At 72.3% G+C, this 19,646-nt stretch carries 18 protein-coding genes and 1 pseudogene; 8 read left to right on the top strand and 11 right to left on the bottom strand.

The genetic code is table 11. The features are described from left to right. Positions 1 to 853, bottom strand: an 853-nt coding sequence (locus tag AB0D04_RS15735) for an SGNH/GDSL hydrolase family protein (protein WP_362703165.1), incomplete at its 3' end; no start/stop codon positions are given. Between the two features lie 225 nt (positions 854 to 1,078). Here AB0D04_RS15735 and AB0D04_RS15730 point away from each other — a divergent pair. Then, the gene (locus tag AB0D04_RS15730) at positions 1,079 to 2,467 is read left to right on the top strand and encodes a cystathionine beta-synthase (RefSeq protein WP_362703164.1); all 1,389 of its coding nucleotides are present in this window, start codon (positions 1,079 to 1,081) and stop codon (positions 2,465 to 2,467) included. Positions 2,468 to 2,897: 430 nt separating this feature from the next. On the opposite strand, the pseudogene AB0D04_RS15725 reads toward AB0D04_RS15730, so the two are convergent. The 4 genes and pseudogenes from AB0D04_RS15725 to AB0D04_RS15710 form a co-directional block, all read right to left on the bottom strand. Beyond that, positions 2,898 to 3,140: pseudogene (locus AB0D04_RS15725) on the bottom strand (cytosine permease); the annotation flags it as partial. Positions 3,141 to 3,250: 110 nt separating this feature from the next. After that, the gene (locus AB0D04_RS15720) at positions 3,251 to 4,372 is read right to left on the bottom strand and encodes a transposase (RefSeq protein ID WP_362703162.1); all 1,122 of its coding nucleotides are present in this window, start codon (positions 4,370 to 4,372) and stop codon (positions 3,251 to 3,253) included. 413 nt (positions 4,373 to 4,785) lie between these two features. Next, a complete protein-coding gene (locus tag AB0D04_RS15715) occupies positions 4,786 to 5,355 on the bottom strand; it encodes a cysteine dioxygenase family protein (RefSeq protein ID WP_362703160.1) in 570 nt (189 codons plus the stop codon). Next, positions 5,352 to 6,269: an amidohydrolase gene (locus AB0D04_RS15710; RefSeq protein WP_362703159.1), complete on the bottom strand. Its 918-nt coding sequence runs from the start codon at positions 6,267 to 6,269 to the stop codon at positions 5,352 to 5,354. The genes AB0D04_RS15715 and AB0D04_RS15710 overlap by 4 nt, the downstream gene beginning before the upstream one ends. A 187-nt stretch (positions 6,270 to 6,456) precedes the next feature. Here AB0D04_RS15710 and AB0D04_RS15705 point away from each other — a divergent pair, with 187 nt between their 5' ends. From AB0D04_RS15705 to AB0D04_RS15695, 3 genes are all read left to right on the top strand, one after another. Beyond that, positions 6,457 to 7,503 (top strand): LacI family DNA-binding transcriptional regulator, encoded by a 1,047-nt coding sequence (locus AB0D04_RS15705; RefSeq protein ID WP_362703158.1) that lies wholly within the window; start codon positions 6,457 to 6,459, stop codon positions 7,501 to 7,503. Further along, entirely contained in the window at positions 7,500 to 7,991 is a 492-nt protein-coding gene (locus AB0D04_RS15700) for a hypothetical protein (protein ID WP_362703156.1), read from the top strand. Before AB0D04_RS15705 ends, AB0D04_RS15700 begins: the two co-directional genes overlap by 4 nt. Positions 7,992 to 8,174: 183 nt before the next feature. Further along, the gene (locus AB0D04_RS15695) at positions 8,175 to 9,233 is read left to right on the top strand and encodes a sigma-70 family RNA polymerase sigma factor (RefSeq protein ID WP_362703154.1); all 1,059 of its coding nucleotides are present in this window, start codon (positions 8,175 to 8,177) and stop codon (positions 9,231 to 9,233) included. Positions 9,234 to 9,558: 325 nt separating this feature from the next. On the opposite strand, the gene AB0D04_RS15690 is transcribed toward AB0D04_RS15695, so the two are convergent. Next, on the bottom strand, positions 9,559 to 9,897 hold the full coding sequence (locus AB0D04_RS15690) for an STAS domain-containing protein (RefSeq protein WP_362703153.1): 339 nt from the start codon (positions 9,895 to 9,897) through the stop codon (positions 9,559 to 9,561). A 199-nt stretch (positions 9,898 to 10,096) separates the two neighbouring features. Here AB0D04_RS15690 and AB0D04_RS15685 point away from each other — a divergent pair, with 199 nt between their 5' ends. Beyond that, positions 10,097 to 10,645: a dihydrofolate reductase family protein gene (locus AB0D04_RS15685; RefSeq protein ID WP_362703152.1), complete on the top strand. Its 549-nt coding sequence runs from the start codon at positions 10,097 to 10,099 to the stop codon at positions 10,643 to 10,645. Positions 10,646 to 10,698: 53 nt separating this feature from the next. Here AB0D04_RS15685 and AB0D04_RS15680 read toward each other — a convergent pair whose 3' ends face one another. The 4 genes from AB0D04_RS15680 to AB0D04_RS15665 all read right to left on the bottom strand — a co-directional run bounded on the left by AB0D04_RS15680 (position 10,699) and on the right by AB0D04_RS15665 (position 14,320). Beyond that, positions 10,699 to 11,628, bottom strand: coding sequence for an ABC transporter substrate-binding protein (locus tag AB0D04_RS15680; RefSeq protein WP_362703179.1), 930 nt, complete (start codon positions 11,626 to 11,628; stop codon positions 10,699 to 10,701). A gap of 91 nt (positions 11,629 to 11,719) precedes the next feature. Further along, positions 11,720 to 12,391 (bottom strand): ABC transporter permease, encoded by a 672-nt coding sequence (locus tag AB0D04_RS15675; RefSeq protein ID WP_362703150.1) that lies wholly within the window; start codon positions 12,389 to 12,391, stop codon positions 11,720 to 11,722. Between the two features lie 7 nt (positions 12,392 to 12,398). Continuing rightward, complete coding sequence (locus AB0D04_RS15670) at positions 12,399 to 13,091, bottom strand: ABC transporter permease (protein ID WP_362703149.1); 693 nt, start codon at positions 13,089 to 13,091, stop codon at positions 12,399 to 12,401. Beyond that, the gene (locus AB0D04_RS15665) at positions 13,088 to 14,320 is read right to left on the bottom strand and encodes an ABC transporter ATP-binding protein (RefSeq protein WP_362703147.1); all 1,233 of its coding nucleotides are present in this window, start codon (positions 14,318 to 14,320) and stop codon (positions 13,088 to 13,090) included. The genes AB0D04_RS15670 and AB0D04_RS15665 overlap by 4 nt, the downstream gene beginning before the upstream one ends. 230 nt (positions 14,321 to 14,550) lie before the next feature. Here AB0D04_RS15665 and AB0D04_RS15660 point away from each other — a divergent pair, with 230 nt between their 5' ends. The 3 genes from AB0D04_RS15660 to AB0D04_RS15650 all read left to right on the top strand — a co-directional run bounded on the left by AB0D04_RS15660 (position 14,551) and on the right by AB0D04_RS15650 (position 18,041). Beyond that, positions 14,551 to 16,035: an aromatic amino acid ammonia-lyase gene (locus AB0D04_RS15660; protein ID WP_362703145.1), complete on the top strand. Its 1,485-nt coding sequence runs from the start codon at positions 14,551 to 14,553 to the stop codon at positions 16,033 to 16,035. A gap of 227 nt (positions 16,036 to 16,262) precedes the next feature. Continuing rightward, positions 16,263 to 17,177: a MurR/RpiR family transcriptional regulator gene (locus tag AB0D04_RS15655; RefSeq protein ID WP_362703143.1), complete on the top strand. Its 915-nt coding sequence runs from the start codon at positions 16,263 to 16,265 to the stop codon at positions 17,175 to 17,177. A gap of 210 nt (positions 17,178 to 17,387) precedes the next feature. Next, complete coding sequence (locus tag AB0D04_RS15650; protein WP_362703141.1) at positions 17,388 to 18,041, top strand: hypothetical protein; 654 nt, start codon at positions 17,388 to 17,390, stop codon at positions 18,039 to 18,041. On the opposite strand, the gene AB0D04_RS15645 is transcribed toward AB0D04_RS15650, so the two are convergent. Beyond that, positions 18,016 to 19,596, bottom strand: a complete 1,581-nt coding sequence (locus AB0D04_RS15645) for a diaminopimelate decarboxylase (protein WP_362703140.1) — start codon at positions 19,594 to 19,596, stop codon at positions 18,016 to 18,018. The two genes, AB0D04_RS15650 and AB0D04_RS15645, sit on opposite strands and share 26 nt — an antisense overlap. Positions 19,597 to 19,646 lie beyond the last annotated feature (50 nt).

Below are 19,646 nucleotides of genomic sequence, written 5' to 3'. Positions count from 1 at the left end.
CGGGGTCGCCATGGCTGAGATCCGGTACGAAACACCGCTGCGGGCGCTGCGCATGGACTCCCTGGCGCTGGAGGAGCTGCGGGTGCTCATCGAGGGACGGGTGGTAGTTGTCCGGCCCGAACAGCTCCCGCGGATGTGCCTCGAACTCCGGGCCGAGGAGGTCGCCGAGCGAGACCGTACGGCCGCCGCTCTCGACCACCCCGATGGTCTGGGCCGCGGCGAGCTGCCGGGAGAGCCGCCGGGCCACCCAGCGCAGCGGCTGGTAGACCGGCTCGATGGTGCCCAGATCGGGGCAGGTGCCGACGACCACCTCACAGCCCGCGGCGCGCAGCCGACGTACCGCTTCGGACAGATGCCGTACGGATTCGGCCAGAGGCATGCGGTGGGTGACATCGTTGGCGCCGATCATGATGACGCAGACGTCCGGGGTCTCCGCGCCGTCCGCCAGCATCAGCTCCACCTGGCGCTCCAGGTCGTCGGACTGGGCGCCGGGCAGGGCCACGTTGCAAAAGTCGACGGGCAGCTCGGAGAGAGCGGCGAGGCCGGAGGCGAGCAGCGCGCCCGGTGTCTGGCGGGGGCGGTGCACGCCCTGGCCGGCGGCCGTGGAGTCGCCGAGGAAGCCCAGCCGCAGCGGCGGCCGGCCCGCGTCGCCGTGGTGGAACACGGCGCCGTAGCGGCCGTCGGCGCACGGCGGGGTGTCGCTGGAGCCGCCGACCGTACGGCGGGCCAGCCGGACCTCGGTCAGCAGCACCCCGACCGCGGCCACGCCGAGCAGGCCGATCCCGCCCCCGCCCACCGCCGCGGCGGTCGCGATCCGGCGTGCCACTCGGGCCCTGGACATCGTCATCGGCATAGCCGGGCACCTCCCCGTGCAGTGCGTGCGCGCCGCGGCCCCGGGGGACCGGACGCGCTTCTGTCAGTTTCAACAAACTCGTACGAGAGGTTGTTGCCCGTTCCCGCACGGAACGCAACGCACCTGCGCCTTAACGGAACGCAATGGACGGGGCCCCGGTCGGCCCCGGCGAATAGGCTGGCGGCACGGGCGCAGGAGAGCGTGCCCCCGACCGCGGAGACCACCGTGCAGTTTTACGAATCGATGATTGAGCTCGTCGGCAACACCCCGCTGGTGCGGCTCAACAACGTGACCAAAGGCATCCAGGCCACCGTCCTGGTGAAGGTCGAGTACTTCAACCCCGGCGGCTCGGTCAAGGACCGGATCGCCGTGCGGATGATCGAGGCCGCGGAGGAGTCCGGCGAGTTGCAGCCGGGCGGCACCATCGTGGAGCCGACCTCCGGGAACACCGGTGTGGGCCTGGCGATCGTGGCCCAGCAAAAGGGTTACAAGTGCATCTTCGTCTGCCCTGACAAGGTGTCGACGGACAAGATCAATGTGCTGCGGGCGTACGGCGCGGAGGTGGTGGTCTGCCCGACGGCGGTGGACCCCGAGCACCCGGACTCGTACTACAACGTCTCCGACCGGCTGGTCCAGGAGACGCCGGGCGCCTGGAAGCCGGACCAGTACAGCAACCCCAACAACCCGCGCTCCCACTACGAGACCACCGGTCCGGAACTGTGGGCACAGACCGACGGGCGGATCACCCACTTCGTGGCGGGCGTCGGCACCGGCGGCACGATCAGCGGCACCGGCCGCTATCTCAAGGACGCCAGCGAGGGCCGGGTCGAGGTCATCGGCGCGGACCCGGAGGGCTCGGTCTACAGCGGCGGCTCGGGCCGCCCGTATCTGATCGAGGGCGTCGGCGAGGATTTCTGGCCGACCGCGTACGACCGTACGGTGGCCGACGAGATCGTGGCGGTCTCCGACAAGGACGCCTTCCAGATGACCCGGCGGCTCGCCAAGGAGGAGGGCCTGCTGGTCGGCGGCTCCTGCGGGATGGCCGTGGTGGCCGGTCTCGAGGTCGCCTCGCGGCTCGGCCCCGACGATGTGGTGGTCGTCCTCCTCCCGGACAGCGGCCGCGGCTACCTTTCCAAGATCTTCAACGACGAGTGGATGGCCGACTACGGCTTCCTGGAGGAGAGCGGCACCGCGGCGCGGGTCGGCGAGGTGCTGGAGCACAAGGAGGGCGCGCTGCCCTCGCTCGTCCATATGCACCCGGAGGAGACCGTCGGCGAGGCGATCGACGTGCTGCGCGAGTATGGCGTCTCCCAGATGCCGATCGTCAAGCCGGGCGCCGGACACCCGGACGTGATGGCCGCCGAGGTCATCGGCTCGGTCGTGGAGCGTGAGCTGCTGGACGCCCTGTTCACCCAGCGGGCCTCGCTCTCCGACCCGTTGGAGAAGCACATGTGCCCGCCGCTGCCGCAGGTCGGCTCGGGCGAGGCGGTCGCCGACCTGATGGCGGTCCTGGAGAACGCGGACGCGGCGGTCGTCCTCGTCGAGGGCAAGCCGAAGGGTGTGGTGAGCCGGCAGGACCTGCTCGCCTACCTGGCGCGCGGCGTGGCCAAGTAGGCGGCGGACCGCCGGGTGTTAAGTGGCCATCAGGAAACGGGCCGACACCGCAAGGTGTACGTATGCGTCACGTGCTCGCAGCACGGACTTAACACTCGTCAGGCACATTGATGACTACGGCGATACGGGCTTCCGGAGCGGCTCCCGGACCTCCATGATCGCCAGGATGCGATGCCCGGCCCTGACCCGGTCCGCGTCCCTTGCGGGGACCGCCGTCGTCCCGCCCCCGGCTCGGCCGGGGTGCGGCGGTCCCCGCAACAGCCTTTTCTGGCGGCCTCCTTCGCGGCGCGGTACGGCGCCGCGGTAGGCCTAGCCCCCCGATCCGGCGGGTGCCTCTTCGCCGGCGTCCGCGTCCGCCTCCGCGTCCGGGATGCGGGCGGTGTCGCGGTGGCTGACGGCCCAGTACAGGACGGCGAGGCCGACGAGCCAGCACCACCGCGCCGCGCACCCCGAACTGCGTCCGCGACGTGATGATCTGCGGCGGCAGCGCCGTCACCACACCGCCCAGCAGATTGCCGAGCAGCAGCCCGATCAGCGACCAGAAGGCGTTCGCCCCGAAGACGACGGTCAGGGCGCCGGTGATGACGGCGGTGATCTGAAGGTTGGCGCCCAGCCAGAGGGTGAACTGGCTGAAGGCGCTGCCGTGCCGTTCGCCGTCGGGGACGACATCGATCGAGCGCTGCGCTGTTCCACCACGCCTGCCTTGACTCCTCCCCCTCGTAAACGAGGGGGATTCCTGGCTCACGTTGCCTGCGGCCCGGCGGGTGCGCAGGTCTTACACGATCAGCACCAGCCGGGTATGAGACCAGCCCGGACCAGCATCACGCGGGCGGAGTTCTTGTCCCTGGGGGATACGGCTCCGCACGCGATGCAGGCATACGTTCGTTCCGAAAGAGGTAGTGCGTGCTTGGTTCTCGCTCCGCACTGCGCACAGTCCATCGTGGTGTGCGCGGGGTGGACCAGGTGCACGATGCGCCCGTGCTTGCGAGCCATCTCGACCAGAGCCGCCTTCGTCGCGCTGATCGCCGCGTCGGCCGCCTTACGCGCCATGGCCGATTTGGCCAGGAACTTCGGCCGGAAGTCCTCCACCGCCAAAGCATCATGGTCACGGACAACACGCTTAGCCCACTTGCGTCCGGTGTCCTGACGCTGTCGGGCGACCTTCTTGTGGACCTTCGCCGTCTGCTTGGCTGCGTGCCGGTAGCCGTGGGAGGCGGCCTGTCCGCGCTTGGGCTTCCTGCGGGCCATCATCCGCTGGTACCGGGTCAGCTTGGCCTGCGCCGTGCGCCCGTACCCGGCGTGCGGAAGGTCATGTTCGTCGCTGGTAGTGGTCGCGGTCTCGCGCACACCCCAGTCGATGCCGATCACGGCGCCGGTTTCCGGAAGGTGCTCGGTCGTCGTGGCCACCACGAAACTCGCGTACCAGTGACCGATGCTGTCCCGGTACACACGCACGCTGGACGGCGGCCCGGGAAGGTCCCGCGACCACACCACGGTCAGGACGATGCCGCCCGCCAGGTGCAGCCGCCCGTCCTTGAGGCGGAAACCGCGCCGGGTGTACTCCAGCGTCGGCAGCGCCTCACGCTTCTTCTTGTACCGTGGTATCCCCGCACGCTGCCGCATCGGCAAGTGGGCCTTGACGTCCTTCAGCGCCTTGGCGCGGGACTTGCCGAAGTCGCGAATGATCTGTTGCTGCGGAACGTTGGCTCCGTCCCGCATCCACGGTGTCACCGCGCGGGCCGCGGTCAGCGTCTTGGCGAGCTGCACGGGACCACACGTCCGCTTGTCCTCGGGATGGACCCGGTTGTGCGCGTGGACGGCTTTGGACTTGGCGACGCATTCGTTCCACACCCACCGGCACCGGTCCCACTCGGCTTCGAGCGCGGCACGAGCGGTGGACGACACACGGACACGGTAGGTATAGCGGGCATGCCCGCAACCCTCCGCCGTCTGCGCTGGTGCCGTCATGCCCCTGAACCTACATGGGAGCACTGACAGTTGAGAGCTCCCTCTCTGCGTGGGCCGCCTCGCCACCGCGCAGGGTGAACGCCGGATCACCCAGGCGGCGATCCCGCTTCCCCTGCCCTGCTCCGCAGGAGCTTCATTTCCTCCCCCACCTAAAGGTGGGGGTATCCATGAAAGAGACCGGATGAATGACCGCCTAGCGTCGTCTTATGCTCCGGCATCTTGTGCTCCGGCATTCTGTATGGATCCATGCAGAATCGGCGCCAATGAATGGAAGGTCAATAGGCGGGACGCGCCACGGCGGTTAATTACTGGTAACGGCCGGGCACCGGCCGACCGTTCACGGCCGGGAGTCAGGCCGCCGGAGCCGCCACGGACCCGGCGCCCGGCTCGTCCATCGGCCGCAGCTCATCCGCGTACGACACCGAAACCCGCCGCATCAGCCCGTCCTCCGTGATGTCGTACTGCCCCAGGCGCCACAGCGGCGGCGAGTACGCATGCACCGACACCGCATCGTCGGTGGCTCCGGTGAGCCGGTGGATGTGATCCGGGCCGAAACAGAACGAGTTCCCCGCGCCGACCGCCGTGGCCAGATGCTCGCCGCCGATCCGCGGATTGGACTCGGTCAGCACGCCCTGTGCGACGCGCACCGCCCCCGACGAGATGTCGTGATCATGCCAGCCGGTGTCGTTCTGCCGGGTCCAGCACAGCAGCCAGACATCGACGAACTCGTCGCGGTGCAGGGATGCGTAGTGCCGCTCGGTGTCGGAGAACGCCACCTGCTCGCGCCACAGTTCGGGGCGGCCGGCGAGCTCGTCGACCAGGGTCTGCAGCTCGCGCTTGTCGAGGTTGCGCTCGGGCAGCGCCTGGAACAGCGGCTCCGCGGAATCGGGCGCACTGGTGCCCGCGGCAACGTCGGTCATCGAGGAGCTCCTTTCGTCGGGCCCAGCAGTCGGGCCGGATTGGCGGTACGCAGGGCGTGGACGGCGGCCTCCGCGCCCAGATCGGGGATGACGGGTTCGGCGTACGGGCGGTCGCTGCCGCTGACGACCACATCGATCCCGACGGCCCGTACGAGCGCATCCACCGCGCGCGTCCCGTACGACGACGTCTCGTAGAACACCTCGTGGTCGACCCGCCCGCGGTCCCGCCCGCCGCCGCGCGCCGTCAGCCGCTCGCCGTGCAGCGGCGCGAGGCCGGCGAGCGCGGCGAAGCAGACCCGCAGGCGGGGGTGGCGGGCCCGGCCGAAGGCGCGGAAGGCGAACCAGGAGGCGTGCATCTGCTGGAGGTACGGGACCATGGCCGGCCACCAGGCGGGCGCGGTGCCGGGGGCGGGAGGTGCGGCGCCGGGGTGGACGAACACCGGCTTGTCCGCCTCCGCGGCCACGTCCAGCAGGGGTGTACACCGCTCCCACCCCGCCGCGTCCAGCAGCGCGGTGGCCGGAAGCTGGAGCCCCGCGCAGCCGTGCGCCAGCTCCCGCCGCAGCGCCGCGGTATCGGGCTCCGGCGCGGAGAGGCAGGCCGAGGCCCAGACGCCGAACGGCTCCGGCAGCTCCAGCGCGCCGGCGTGAAAGGCGTCGAGCAGCGGTCCCGCTTCGTCGGGTGGCAGATATTCGATGCCGAGCGGGCTGGAGAGCGACACCAGCGCCCGGTCGACGCCGTCCGCACGGGCGAGCCGGGCGCGGGCCGCGATGTCGTGGTCGGCCGGGTCGACGGCGTACGGGGGCTCGCCGGGCAGGTGCAGCGTCCAGCCGTCGAGCCGCGGCGGCGCCGTGCGGGCGCGCAGCAGCGCGATGAACTCCTGTGGCCAGATGTGCTGGTGCACGTCAGTGGGCACGCCGCCCCCTTCCGTCTCCGTGGCGTCGTCCGCTCCACGCCGTTGAATTGTCTACTTAACCGCTTAACTGATGCGCTTAAGTGAACCGGTTAACCAACCTTGCTGTCAAGGGCGGGCCGAGGTGCGGGCGGGGTCCGGGGGCCTCCGCCGGGCAGGCTCCGGCACCTCCTTGGGTAGGCTTCCCGACATGGCCAGGCCCAATAAGCGCACCACCCTCCGCGAGGTGGCCGAGGCCACCGGACTCTCCACCGCAGCCGTCTCCTACGCGCTGCGCGGCAAGCACGTCTCCAAGGAGACCGAGGAGCGGGTGCGCAAGGCGGCGGCCGACCTCGGCTACGAGGCCGACCCGATCGCCCGCGCCCTCGCCAGCGGCCGTACGAGCATGGTCGGCGTGCTGGCCGGCGACCTCCAGGACCTCTGGCAGCAGCAGCTGATGGCGGCGATAGGGCGCGAGCTCCTGGCCGGCGACCGCTACGCCCTGATCCTCGACGCCGGCGGCGACCCGGCCCGCGAGCTGACCCTCGCCAAACAACTCCGCGACCAGCGCGTCGACGGCCTTCTCGTCTCGCCCGTCGACCCCTCCGCGGAGGGCTGGGCGAAGATCGCCGACGCGGTCCCCGTCGTCTCCATCGGCGACGCCCTCAGCCGCGCCCGGACGGCCGGCGAGGTCCTCTTCGACAACCGCGCCGGCATCGACGCCGTCCTCGGCTACCTCCGCGGCCTGGGCCACCGCCACGTCACGGTCCTGACCCCCACCGGCCCCTCCACCCCCGACCGCCCCGCCGACGTCTATGTCCGCGAGGCCGCCGACCGCCTGGGCATCGAGGCCGAAGTCCTTCCCTGCGCCCAGGAGTTGAGCGAGGCCACGGCCGTCGCCCGCCGCGTCCTGACCAACACCCCGGACGGCCGCCCCCGTACCGACTCCCCGGGCCTCGCCCCGCCCACCGCCGTCTTCTGCTTCTCCGACTCCATCGCCTACGGCGTCTACGCGGCCGCCGCCGAGGCCTCCCTCGCCGTGGGCCGCGACCTCTCCGTCGTCGGCTTCGACGACCACCCCGTCTCCCGCGTCCTGACCCCGCCCCTGACCACCGTCGACTGGGGCCTCACCGACATCGCCAAGGAGGCCGCCCGCCTGGCCGTCGCCGCCATCGAGGGCCGCCGGGTCCGCCGTAAACGCATCCTGTGCGCGCCCCGGCTCTCGGAGCGCGGGTCGGCGACGGGCGTGCGCCCATGACGACGGCCCTCGCAGTCACCGGGCACATGGATCTGACGGCGGCGACCGTGCCCAAGGTCCGAGCGGCGCTGCGGGCACTCCTCGGGAGGCACGCGCCCGACGGCCTGGTGGGGATCTCCTGCATCGCCAAGGGGGCCGACGCGGTGTTCGCGGAGGAGACCGTGGCGGCGGGCGGACGGCTGGTGGTGGTGCTGCCGTCGCGCGACTACCGCGAGCGGGTGGTCGGGGCGGACCACGCCGAGACCTTCGACCGGCTGGTCAAGGCGGCGGCCGAGGTGATCGTGATGCCCGCACGGACCGCCGACCGGGCGGCGTACGAGGCGGCCAACCGCGAACTGCTGACCCGCGCCGACCGCTTGGTCGCGGTCTGGGACGGCTCGCCGCCCTCGGGCGCGGGCGGCGGCACGGCCGACACCGTGGCGGAGGCGCGCCGGGCGGGCCTCGACGTGACCGTGGTGTGGCCGGACGGGGCGGAGCGGGGGGCCTAGCCTCCTGGCCTCCTGGCCTTTGGGCATGATCCGGGCGGTTCGCCGGCCGGGCGGGGGTGTCCAGGCCGCAGCCGCGGTCCGGGGTGCGTCGGTCCTGCGCCAGGAGCAGACTGGTGCACGGTGCTCCGGTACCGTCGTCGCACGTGTGCCGGTGGTCGGCCGACGGGTGAATGGCGGTCCTCGATGGAATCCCCGATCAAGTCCTCGACGAGCGACGTCGTACGGGATGACGCGGCCCGACAGGGCGGCGCGGAAGGCGAGTTGGCGGACCGGCTCGAAGCGCACCGCACCGAGCTGACCGGCTACTGCTACCGCATGCTGGGGTCCGCCTTCGAGGCCGAGGACGCCGTGCAGGAGACCATGGTGCGGGCCTGGCGGAGTTATGAGCGCTTCGAGGGCCGGGCCTCGCTGCGGTCCTGGCTGTACCGGATCGCGACGAATGTGTGCCTGGACCTGCTCAAGGGGAGCAGGCGGCGGGCGCGGCCGATGGATCTTGCGTCGCCGTCGAGTGTGGACACCCCGGTGGGGAACGGGCTGCCCGAGGCCACCTGGATCGGGCCGGTACCGGACGGGCGGGTGCTGGCGGAGACCGCGGATCCGGCGGATGCGGCCGTGGCACGGGAGTCGATCCGGCTCGCCTTCCTTTCCGCCCTCCAGCGGCTGGCGCCCCGGCAGCGGGCGGTGCTGATTCTGCGGGAGGTGCTGAGCTGGTCGGCGAGCGAGGTCGCGGAGCTGCTGGGAAGCTCCGTGCCCGCGGTCAACAGCGCCTTGCAGCGGGCGCGGGCGACGCTCGCGGCGGACCAGGACAGGGACGGGGGCAGCAACGGCACGGACCGGCCCCCGGCCGCCCCACCGTTGGACGACGATCAGCAGGCCCTGCTGAAACGGTATGTCGACGCCTTCGAGCGCTTCGACATGGCGGCGCTGACGGCCCTGCTGCACGAGGACTCGACGCTGTCGATGCCGCCGTACGAGCTGTGGCTGCGCGGCCGCGAGGACATCGTCGGGTGGATGGTCGGGCCGGGCTGCGGCTGCGAGGGCTCGCATCTGGTGCCGCTGACGGCCAATGGGCGGCCGGCGTTCGGGCAGTACCGGGCGGATGGCCGGCCGTGGGCGATCCAGGTGATCGAGATGGCCGACGGGCGTATCACCGGGCTTCACTCGTTCCTGGATACGGAGCGGCTGTTTCCGCTGTTCGGGCTGCCGATGCGGTACGCGGACCTGCCGGGGCGGCACACCTAGGGCATCTCTGGTGGCCGGCACCCGGCGAGCGGGACTTGCCGCAGGGAGCGTCCGGCGTGTCAGAGGGGGACCCCGAGGAGGCGCCAGTCAACCGGCATGGCGCCGCGGTCCGTGAGGAGGCCGCTCAGGGGCATCTTGAGGTGGGGCTGCACCGGGGGTTCGTCCTGGGGAGCGGCCACAGCCTGGGCCGACGCAGGGCCCAAAAGCGCAGTCGCCAGCGCGAGACAGGCAAGTGCACAACGCGTGTTTGTCATGTCGTGCGAACGAGCGGACGGCAGTGCCGTCACCGTACGGTGGCCGGCCTTGGGCCGGTTGGACGACGAGCTCAGTCCGGTGAGCTCTCCCCTTCCTCTGCGGGGCGGGCCCGGTCGTTCGCCGACAGGCGCATGGCGAGGCCGGTCAGGGACAGGACATCGCCGAGCGCCCGGGGTACATGGCACAGCCCGATCGTGCGGCCGAGGCGGCGGGCGGTGAGCTGGAGGCGGAGCAGCGCCTCGAGGGTGGTGGTGTCCGGGGGCGCGGACAGGGCGCGGGCGTCGTAGACGACCGTGGTGTGGGGGTGTGCGTTCAGGTAGGTGCAAAGGCGCGCGCACAGGGGCGGGATGTCGGCGCGGGTGAGGTCGGCGGTGAGCGGCCAGACCACCGGCTCGTACGGGGTGGGCACGGCTGGCCTCCTGGATACCGGGGAGCGTCTGGAGGGGAGACCCCGGGGCGGCGGGAAAGTCATCGGGCTCCTGGAGACGGCCCCCGAAGGAATCAGAAGAAGTGGCGCGGGGGCCGATGAGTTCCGGCCGGCCCCGCCGTCTGACCTCGTGAACGGCCGCCGCACCGGCGGCCGCTGCGGATACCGGAGGGCCGGAGTCATGAGGAAGATCACCGCGGGCATTTTTCTGTCGCTGGACGGCGTTGCCGAGGCGCCGGACACCTGGCACTTCCCCTATTTCAACGACGAGATGGGCGCGGTGGTGCAGGCGCAGATGGACGCCGCGGACACCATGCTGCTGGGGCGGAACACCTACGAGATGTTCGCCGCGTACTGGCCCGACAGCGACGAGGACATCGCGGAGTACATGAACGGTGCGCGCAAGCTCGTCGTGTCGCGGACGCTGGAGCGGGCGGACTGGCAGAACTCCACCGTCGTGGGCGGAGAGGATCCGCTTGCCGAGCTCGCCCGGCTGAAGGAGGGGGAGGGCAAGAACCTGGGGGTCGTCGGGAGCATCGGGCTGGTGCAGTCGTTGCTGCGGGCGGGGCTGCTGGACGAACTCCACCTGCTCGTGCATCCGATCGTGGTCGGCAAGGGCAAGCGGCTGTTCCCGGAGGGCGACAGCATTCCGCTGCGGCTGGCCGGGTCGACGACCTTGAGCACGGGGGTGCTGTCGCTGGTCTACACGCCCGACACCGACACGAAGTAGCCCGCCGGGCCGCCGGGCCGCCGGGCCGCCGGGCCGACCGGCCGCCCGTCGCCTCAGCCTCCCAGCTTGTGCCGGGCCAGCCACTTCGCGGCCACCCGGTCCGGGTCCTGCTTCTCCTTGTCGACAAGGCGGTTGAGTTCGGTGAGCTGGGGGGTGGTGAGGGTGTTGCCGAGGCGGGCGAGGGCCTTGCGGACCTTGGAGTCGGCCTTGCGGGCGGCGATCAGCGGGACGATGTGCTGGGCGGGGATGAGGTGCCGGGGGTCGGCGAGGAGGATCCAGCCGTTCTCGGCGGTGTCGACGTCGGTGGTGAAGACATTGGCGATGTCGATGTCGCCCTTCTTCAGGGCGCCCTTGACGAGCGGCCCGGAGGAGTCCAGCGCCTTGAACTCCTTGAACTCGACGCCGTACTGCTCCTTGAGGCCGACGACCCCGACGACCCGCTTCTTCATCTCCGCGGCGGCACCGAAGACCAGCTTGCCGTTCACCTTGTGCAGGTCGGCGAGCGACTTCAGCCCGTAGCGCTCGGCGGTCCGGCGGGTGACGGCAAAGCTGTCGCGGTCCTCGGCGGCCGCGTACGGGAGGACTTCGAGGCCGTCGGGGAGGACCGTGGCCAGGGCGTTCTGCATCGCGCCGGCCTCGGTCTCGGTGGCCTTCGTGTCGAGGTAGAGGAGAAGACTGCCCTGGTATTCGGGGAGCAGGTCGATGTCGCCGGAGCGCAGGGCGGGGACGACGATCTCGCGGGAGCCGAGGTTGGGCTTGACGGTGGTCTTGACGCCGGCGGCGTTCAGGACGCCCGCGTAGAGGTGGCCGAGGATCTGGTTCTCGGTGAAGTTGGCGGTGCCGATCACCAGCCCGCCGCTGCTGCTGCCGCTGTCGCCGCCGGCGCCGTCGCCCTTGAGCGAGGTGATGCCGGAGGAACAGGAGGCCAGCAGCGGGGCCGAGGCGCCGGCGAGGAGGGCGGTCAGGGCGGTACGTCGGGTCATCGCGGTACGGCGGTTCGTGGCGGGACGGGAGTGCATGGCGTCGGGCTCCTTGGCGCGTACGGGGTGAGGTCTGCGGCGCGTACGGGTGGGATCAGCGGGCGGTCGCCGGGCGGCCGCGGAACAGCAGCCGCTGCAGCCCGCCGAGGGCCAGGTCGGCGGCGACGGCGAGAACGGCGACCAGGGCCGCGCCGCCCAGCACCTGCACCAGGTCGCGCTGCGCCAGCCCGTCGAAGACATAGCGGCCCAGTCCGCCGAAGCTGACATAGGCGGCGATGGTGGCGGTGGCGACGACCTGCACGGTCGCCAGCCGTACGCCGGTCATGATCAGGGGGAGCGCGAGGGGCAGCTCGACCTGCCACAGGATCTGGCGGCCGCGCAGGCCCACGCCCTTCGCCGCGTCCTTGACCTCGGGGTCGACGGCGGCCATCCCCGCGTAGGTGTTGGTGATGATGACGGGGACGGCGAGGGCCACCAGGGACACATACACCGGCCACACGCTCAGCCCGCCCGCGAGGAAGACCAGGGTGACCAGACCGACGGTGGGCAGCGCCCGGCCGAACGAGGAGAGGTTGACGGCGAGGAAGGCGCCGCGGCCGGTGTGCCCGATGAGCAGGCCGATCGGCAGCGCGATCACGGCCGCGGCCAGGGTGGCGAGCACCGAGTACTCCAGGTGCTCCAGGACGCGGGCGGCGATGCCCTCGGGGCCGGACCACTGGGCCGAACTGGTCAGCCAGGAGGCGAGGTTCTTCAGGAGTTCGAGCATCGGGGCGTCACGCTCGCTTCCACAGCTTGAGGGCGGCCGGCCGCGTGCCGGTGCGCGGCCGGCCGGTGCCGCGCCGCCAGGGGGTGCACAGCCACTGGACGGTCACCAGCAGTGCGTCGGCAACCAGGGCGAGCAGCAGGGTCAGGGCGACCCCGGCGACGACCGGGGTGGGGTAGTTGCGCTGGAAGCCGTCGGTGAAGAGCTGGCCGAGGCCGCCGTAGCCGATGTAACTCGCCACGCTGACAAGGGAGATGGACATGACGGTGGCGACCCGTACGCCCGCCATGATCACGGGGAGGGCGAGCGGCAGCTCGACGGTGAGCAGGGTGCGCAGCGGCTTCGTCCCCATCGCCTTCGACGCCTCGCGGGCCTTGGCGGGGACGGCATCCAGGCCCTCGACCGTGTTCCGTACGAGCACCACCAGGGTGTACGCGGTGAGGCCGACGACGGCCGTGGTGCGGGTCAGGCCGGTCACCGGGAGCAGCAGGACGAAGAAGGCGAGGGAGGGGATGGTGTAGAGGATGTTGGAAGCGCCTAGGACGAGGCCGCGGAGCGGGCGTACGCGGTGCGCGAGGACCGCGAGCGGCAGCGCGATCAGCAGGCCGAGGAGGACGGCGGGTACGGCGGTGGCGAGATGGTCCGCGGTCAGGCGGGTCATCTCGTCGGTGTGGTCGGGGAACCAGCCCCAGTCGATGGTCATACGGGGCGCTCCGCGGTGGCGGCAGGCCCGGAGTCCTTCGACACGGTGTCCCTGGACACGGCGTCCTGGGAGGCGGTGTCCTTGGACAAGGCGGCCTTGGACGCGGTGGCCTTCCGCGGTGCCGCGGGCCCGCGTCCCGCCTCCGCGTGGCTGCGGCCCGCCCGGTCGTGGATCGCCTCGCGCGAGGTGAGGCCGATCAGCACGCCCTCCGCGTCGACCCGGGCGACGGCGGCGGCCGGTGCGGACACCGCCTCGTTGAGCGCCGAGAGCAGCGAGTCCTCGTCGCGCAGCGGCCGTACGGCCTCCAGCGCGGCCTCGCCCGCCGTACCGCCGCCCGGCAGCCCGGCGGTGTCCAGCCAGCCCAGCGGTTCGCCGCGCGGGGAGGTCACCAGGCGCCGGCGCTCGCCGTCGCGGGCAATCCTGCCGACCGGCTCGTCCGCCCGTATCGCGTTGGCGGGCGTGTACGGGACGTCCGCGAGCGTGGTGAGCGAGAGCAGCTTCAGCCCGCGCTCGGCCCCCAGGAAGTCGGCGACGAAGTCGTCGGCGGGGCGGGCCAGGAGTTCGGCGGGCGGGGCGCACTGCACGAGCCGGCCGCCGGTGCGGAAGACCGCGATCCGGTCGCCCAGGCGGACCGCCTCGTCGATGTCGTGGGTGACGAAGACGACGGTCTTGCGCAGCTCGTCCTGCAGCCGCAGCAGCTCGTTCTGGAGCTGGGTGCGCACGACCGGGTCGACCGCGCCGAAGGGCTCGTCCATCAGCAGGACGGGTGGGTCGGCGGCGAGCGCGCGGGCCACGCCGACGCGCTGCTGCTGGCCGCCGGAGAGCTGGTGCGGATAGCGCTTGCCGGAGTCGGTGGGCAGCCCCACCAGCTCCAGCAGCTCGGCGGCGCGGGCGCGGGCCTTGCGCTTGCCCCAGCCGAGCAGCAGCGGCACGGTCGCGATGTTGTCCAGGATCGTACGGTGGGGGAAAAGGCCGGACTGCTGGATGACGTAGCCGATGCCGCGGCGCAGCTCGGCGGCGTCCGCCTCCAGGATGTCGCGGCCGCCGACGCTGATGGTGCCGGAGGTCGGATCGACCATCCGGTTGATCATCCGCAGGGTGGTCGTCTTGCCGCATCCGGACGATCCGACGAGGACGGTGACACCGCCCTCGGGGAATTCCAGCGACAGATCATCCACCGCCGTTGTGCCGTTCGGGTATCGCTTGCTGACTGCGTCGAACTTGATCATCCGCTGCCCCTTGCCCGTCCTGCATAGTGTCATGCAGAGTCTTAGGCACGTGAATAGAAGTCAATAGGCGGACGTAAATCACCTGTTACAGCGCGCCGCGCGGCACGTGTTACCTGCGAGTTCCCTAACCGGATTCCACCTCTTACTTCGCTTCACGGTACGGAACGAGGTGTCGGACTTTGGTCCACAAAAAGCGTTATAAGAGGGAGTTGAGCCCCTTGGTTTCCCACATGCTGGACAATGGCCGACGGGCCGGCCGGCGCATCACACTCGACGGCACCGGCCTGCACACCGCCGATATCGCCGCCCTCGCGGACCGCACCGCGCACACCGCCGCCCCCGACCCCAAGGCCCTGGCGCTCGCCGAGGAATCGTGGGACACCGCCCGCCGCCTCGCCGCCACCGGCCGGGTCTACGGGCGCAGCACCGGCGTCGGCGCCAACCGTACGGAGGATGTCGGGGCCGCCGACGCCGAACACGGCCTGCGCCTGCTGCGCAGCCACGCCGGCGCGATCGGCGACCCGCTGCCCGCCCGCGAGGTCCGCGCCATGCTCGCCGTACGCGCCAACCAGCTGCTGGCGGGCGGCGCCGGCCTGAACCCCGCCGTGATCACCTCGCTGCTCGCCGCCCTGGAATCCGGCGCGCACCCCGTCGTCAACGAACACGGCGCCGTCGGCACCGGTGACCTCGCCGCCCTCGCCCAGACCGGCCTCGCCCTCGCCGGCGAACATCCCTGGCACTGCACCCCCGGCGGCCACGCCCCCGCCCCGATCCCCCTCGACAACAACGACGCCCTCGCCCTGATCAGCAGCAACGCCCTCACCCTCGGCCAGTCCGCCCTCGCCCTCGACGAAATCCGCCGCCTCCTGGCCGCGTCCCTGCCGATCGCCGCGCTCTCCCTCCTCGCGGTCGGCGGCTCGTACGAACCCTTCGCCGAAACCGTGATGCGCGCCCGCCCGCACCCCGGCTCCGCGGCCGCCGCGACCCGGATGCGCACCCTCTCCGGCATCCCGCCCCGCCCCACCCCGCCGCTCGGCCGCATCCAGGACCCGTACGGCTTCCGCTGCATCCCCCAGATCCACGGCCCGGCGGTGGACGCCGCCGACACCCTCGACGGCGTACTGACCGTCGAGGTGAACGCCGCCTCCGAGAACCCCCTCATCAGCATCGAGGACCAGGCCGCCTTCCACCACGGCAACTTCTACGCCGCCCACACCGTCCTCGCCCTGGACGCCTTCCGCCTCGCCGTCCTCCAGACCGCCCGGCTCTCCACCGCCCGCCTCGCCGCTCTCTCCGAGCCGGACTTCACCCGGCTGCGCCCCTTCCTGGGCGACGCGGCCCCGGCCAGCTCCGGCGTCATGATCCTCGAATACGCGGCCGGCGCGGCCCTCGGCGAAATGCGCGCCGTCTCCCACCCGGCCTCCCTCGGCCACGCCGTCCTCTCCCGCGGCGTCGAGGAACAGGCCAGCTTCGCCTCCCTCGGCGCCCGCCAGACCCTGCGCGCCGCCACGTACTACCGCCAGGTTCTGGCGTGCGAACTCGTCGCCGCTGTACGGGCCTTGCGCCTGCGCTCCCTGGAACCCGACCCCGGCCTGCCCCTCGCCACCGCCTACGCCCTCGCCGCCGAGGCGCTGGACCCGCGGATGGAGGACCGCCCGCTGACCGATGATGTGGCGGTGGCGACGGGGCTGCTGGACGGGCTGGCGGAGGTGTGAGGGGCAGGACCGGGCGGGGCGGGCCGGGGATTGCGTACGGTCCGGGGCGGTGGGTCCGTACAGTCGGTCGGCACCCGGTGCGGGTCACCACACCGCAGACGCCGGCACCGGGTGCGGGTACCCACAACGCAGGCGCCGGCACCCGCACACGCACCACACGGCAACACCACACGGCACGGCACAACTCACACACCACAAGGCCCCTTCCGGGCCGGGAAGAAGAGGCGATGAGCGGGGACGGGGACAACGGCGGAGTGGCCGAGGGCACGGGTACGGGCACCGGCGCGGCCACGAACACGGGCGCGGCCGATACGGGCACCGCCGCCCGCCTGCAGAAGCTCTTCGAAGGGCACCGGCTGACGCCCACCCAGCGCCGCATCGCACACTGCATGGTGCGGCGGGCCGCCGACGCGCCGTTCCTCTCCAGCGTCGAACTGGCCGAACTCGCCGGCGTCAGCCAGCCCTCCGTCACCCGCTTCGCGGTGGCGCTGGGCTTCGACGGCTACCCGGCGCTGCGCCGCCACCTCCGCGACGTCGCGCCCGCCGAAAAGCCCGATGACACCGGCTCGTACAACGAGTACCAGCAGGCCGTCCAGGCGGAGATCGACAACCTTCGCCACCTGGCCGCCGCCCTCGCCGACCCCGCCCCGGTGACCGAGGCCGGCCGGCTCTTCGCCGCCTCCCGCCCGCTCCCCGTCCTCGGCCTGCGCGCCGCCACCGCCCAGGCCGCCGGCTTCACCTACTTCGCCCGCAAGGTCCACCCCGACGTCCGCCTCCTGGACGAGGGCGGCACCATGCTCACCGACCGCATCGACGCCGCCGTACGCGCCGGCGCGACCGCCCTGCTCTGCTTCGCCCTGCCCCGCCACCCCCGCGAGGTCGTCGACGCCCTCGAGTACGCCCGCGAGGCCGGGCTGACCATCGTCACCGTCGCCGACAGCGCCTTCGCTCCCGTCGCCCACCCCACCGACCTCCTCCTCCCGGCCCCCGTCGGCACCGGCCTCGCTTTTGACACGGCCTGCGCCCCGATGCTGCTTGGCCGCGTCCTCCTGGAGGCGATGTGCGACGCCCTTCCGGACGCCCAGGCGCGGCTGGAGGAGTTCGATGCGAAGGCGGTGGCGAGGGGGTTGTTCGTGGAGTGAGGGGGGTGTGGGTGTTTGTGGAGTGAGGGGGCGGTCGCGCGTTCGGGTGGCGGCGGAGCGACCCGCAAGTCCCGCCCCCTGACGGCCGCGGCACGCGCTCTGCCGCCGCCTCGGCCGGTCTCAGGCAATCCTCATCCGCGCTGGCTACGATCCCCTGCCGACCCCCGTCCGACGGGGTGACGTAGCTGTCTCGGCATGAGGAGGTCTGTCGTGGGGCGTGGGGCGTATGCGCTGGCGAGGGTGGCGGTGGTGGTGCGGGCGCCGGCCGGGTGGCTGTGGTGGCCCGGATGGCTGGCTGCGGGGATCGGCGTGCTGGTGCCGGGGCCGGCCGGCCGGACGATCGGGGTGCTCGCGGGGGCGGCGCTCTTCGTGATCGCGGCGTTCGTGGTCTTCGCGGCGCGCCGCGGCCGGTACGCGGCCCTGGCCGGCGGGGCGTCCCGTGCCGGGAAGGCCGTGATCCTCCAGGACCGGGCGGTCACCCTCCGCATCTGGCGCCGGGCACACCGCTGGTGGCTGCTCCTCGCCTTCCTGGCGGCGGTCGGATCCTCGTTCGCCCTGCCCGCGGCCGGCGGCCTGCTGATGGCCGGCGCCGCGCTGGGCCTGTGGGCCAAGGCCCTGTGGCTGGGCCGCTGGGAACGCGAGCACGGCGCCCTGCTCTGGGTGCGTACGGAGTCCGCGGCGCGGGGCGGGGCCTCGGGTAAGGACGTGCGGGGGTACGTGACGACGGGCCTGGCGGCGGGGGACGCGGCGCCGGGCGGAGCGCGGGGGCGGGGTGCCGCCCGATCGGCGGGGCCGGGCCGGTCGGCGGTCGGGCCGTCGTGCCGGTCAGTCGTGCCGGTCAGTCGAGACCGCGCAGGGCGTTGACGTGGCCCCCGCCGCTTTCGGCGGTGAGATCGGCCAATGTCTGCGGGGTGCGGACGGTCGCGAAGCGGACGGTGCCGTCGGGTGCGGTCGCATAGCCGTAAATGCCGGGGCGGGGGAGGGAGTTGTAAGCGAAGTGGTTCGAGAAGTAGTAGGCGCCGGTGTCCAGGAGGGCGGCGTGGTCACCGGACTGGAGCAGGGGGAGCGGGCGGTTCTCGGCGACCAGGTCGCCGGCGAAGCAACACGGGCCCGCGATGTCCTGGGCGACCGGCGCGCCGGTCTTGGGCAGGCCCTGCGCGTCGTAGGCGGCGACCCGGATCGGCCAGGCCTCGGGGACGAAGACCGTACGGGTGGCGACCTGGGCGCCGGCGTGGGTGACCGCGATGGGGCGGCCGCCCGCCGACTTCGCGTACTCGACGCGCGCGACGATCGTGCCGTGTTTGGCCAGCAGTGAACGGCCGAACTCGGTGACGAGCCCGTAGCGGCCGGACAGCAGCCCCGGGACGGTCGAGCGGAGCAGCGCGGCGTACTCGCGGAAGGTCGGGGCGGTGGTGTCCGAGGCGAAGTTGACCGGCAGGCCGCCGCCGATGTCGAGGGTGTCGATCTGCCGCCGTCCGGCCTTCTCGTTGATCTCCTCGGCCAGGTGGAACAGGGCCGCCACGCCCGCGGCCATCAGCTCCAGCGGCATGCCCTGGGAGCCGACGTGGGCATGCAGCCGGGTCAGCCACGGGCGCTCGAGGCAGGACCGTACGACCCAGTCGCGGGCGCCCTCGTCGCGCAGCCCCACGCCGAATTTGGAGGTGTCGGTGGCGGTGCTCATCGCGCCGATGCTGCCGCCGCCGATCTGCGGATTGATGCGGAGGCCGATCGGTGCGGAGGACGGCGCCGAGGCCATCAGACCGTCGATACGGGACAGTTCCTCGGGGTTGTCGGCGTTGACCGCGATGCCGAGCACCAGGGCCTCGCGCAGTTCGGCGCGGGTCTTGGCGGGGGAGTCCAGGACCGTACGCCCGGCCGGCACCCGAGCGGCGCGGGCCAGTGCCAGCTCCCCGGGGCTGGCCACCTCACAGCCGAGCCCTTCCTCGGCGAGCAGCCGCAGCACGGGCACGAGCGCGGCAGCCTTCACCGCGAAGGCGTGCAGCACCGGGGTGCCCGGCGCCGTGAACTCCTCGAAGGCGGCGCGGAGTTCCGCCACCGACCGCCGGATCCCGGCAACGTCGAGCAGCCCGGCGACGGGCTCCCCGGGGCCGACCAGCCCCTGCGCGACGGCCGCCTCTACGGCACGGTCCCGGTCGGAGCCGTGCGTGGTGTGTCTGGCGTGCGTTGCGGGTGTGGGGGGTGGGGAGTGCCTGGCGTGCATGCCGGACATGACGACCGTGCTGTCCGTGCTGCCGGTGACGCCCGCGCCGGCCGTGCTGCCGGTGAGGCTCGCGGAGCCGTGGGGGGAGCCCTGCGTCGGGCGGGGGCCGGACACCGGTCCGGCCGCAGAGCCGGGCGGGGGGCCCGGAACCGGTCCGGTGAGGTGGCCTGTCGTGGACTCGTCCTGGGGGCCAATCATGAGCCAACTCCATCACTGGACGGGGCGTCGCGCCATCGGATACGGGCACG

This window comes from Streptomyces sp. NPDC048483, assembly GCF_040651455.1.
Lineage (GTDB): Bacteria > Actinomycetota > Actinomycetes > Streptomycetales > Streptomycetaceae > Streptomyces.
The sequence above is the reverse complement of the archived record's forward strand: the minus strand, read 5'-3'. Positions and strand labels throughout refer to the sequence as shown.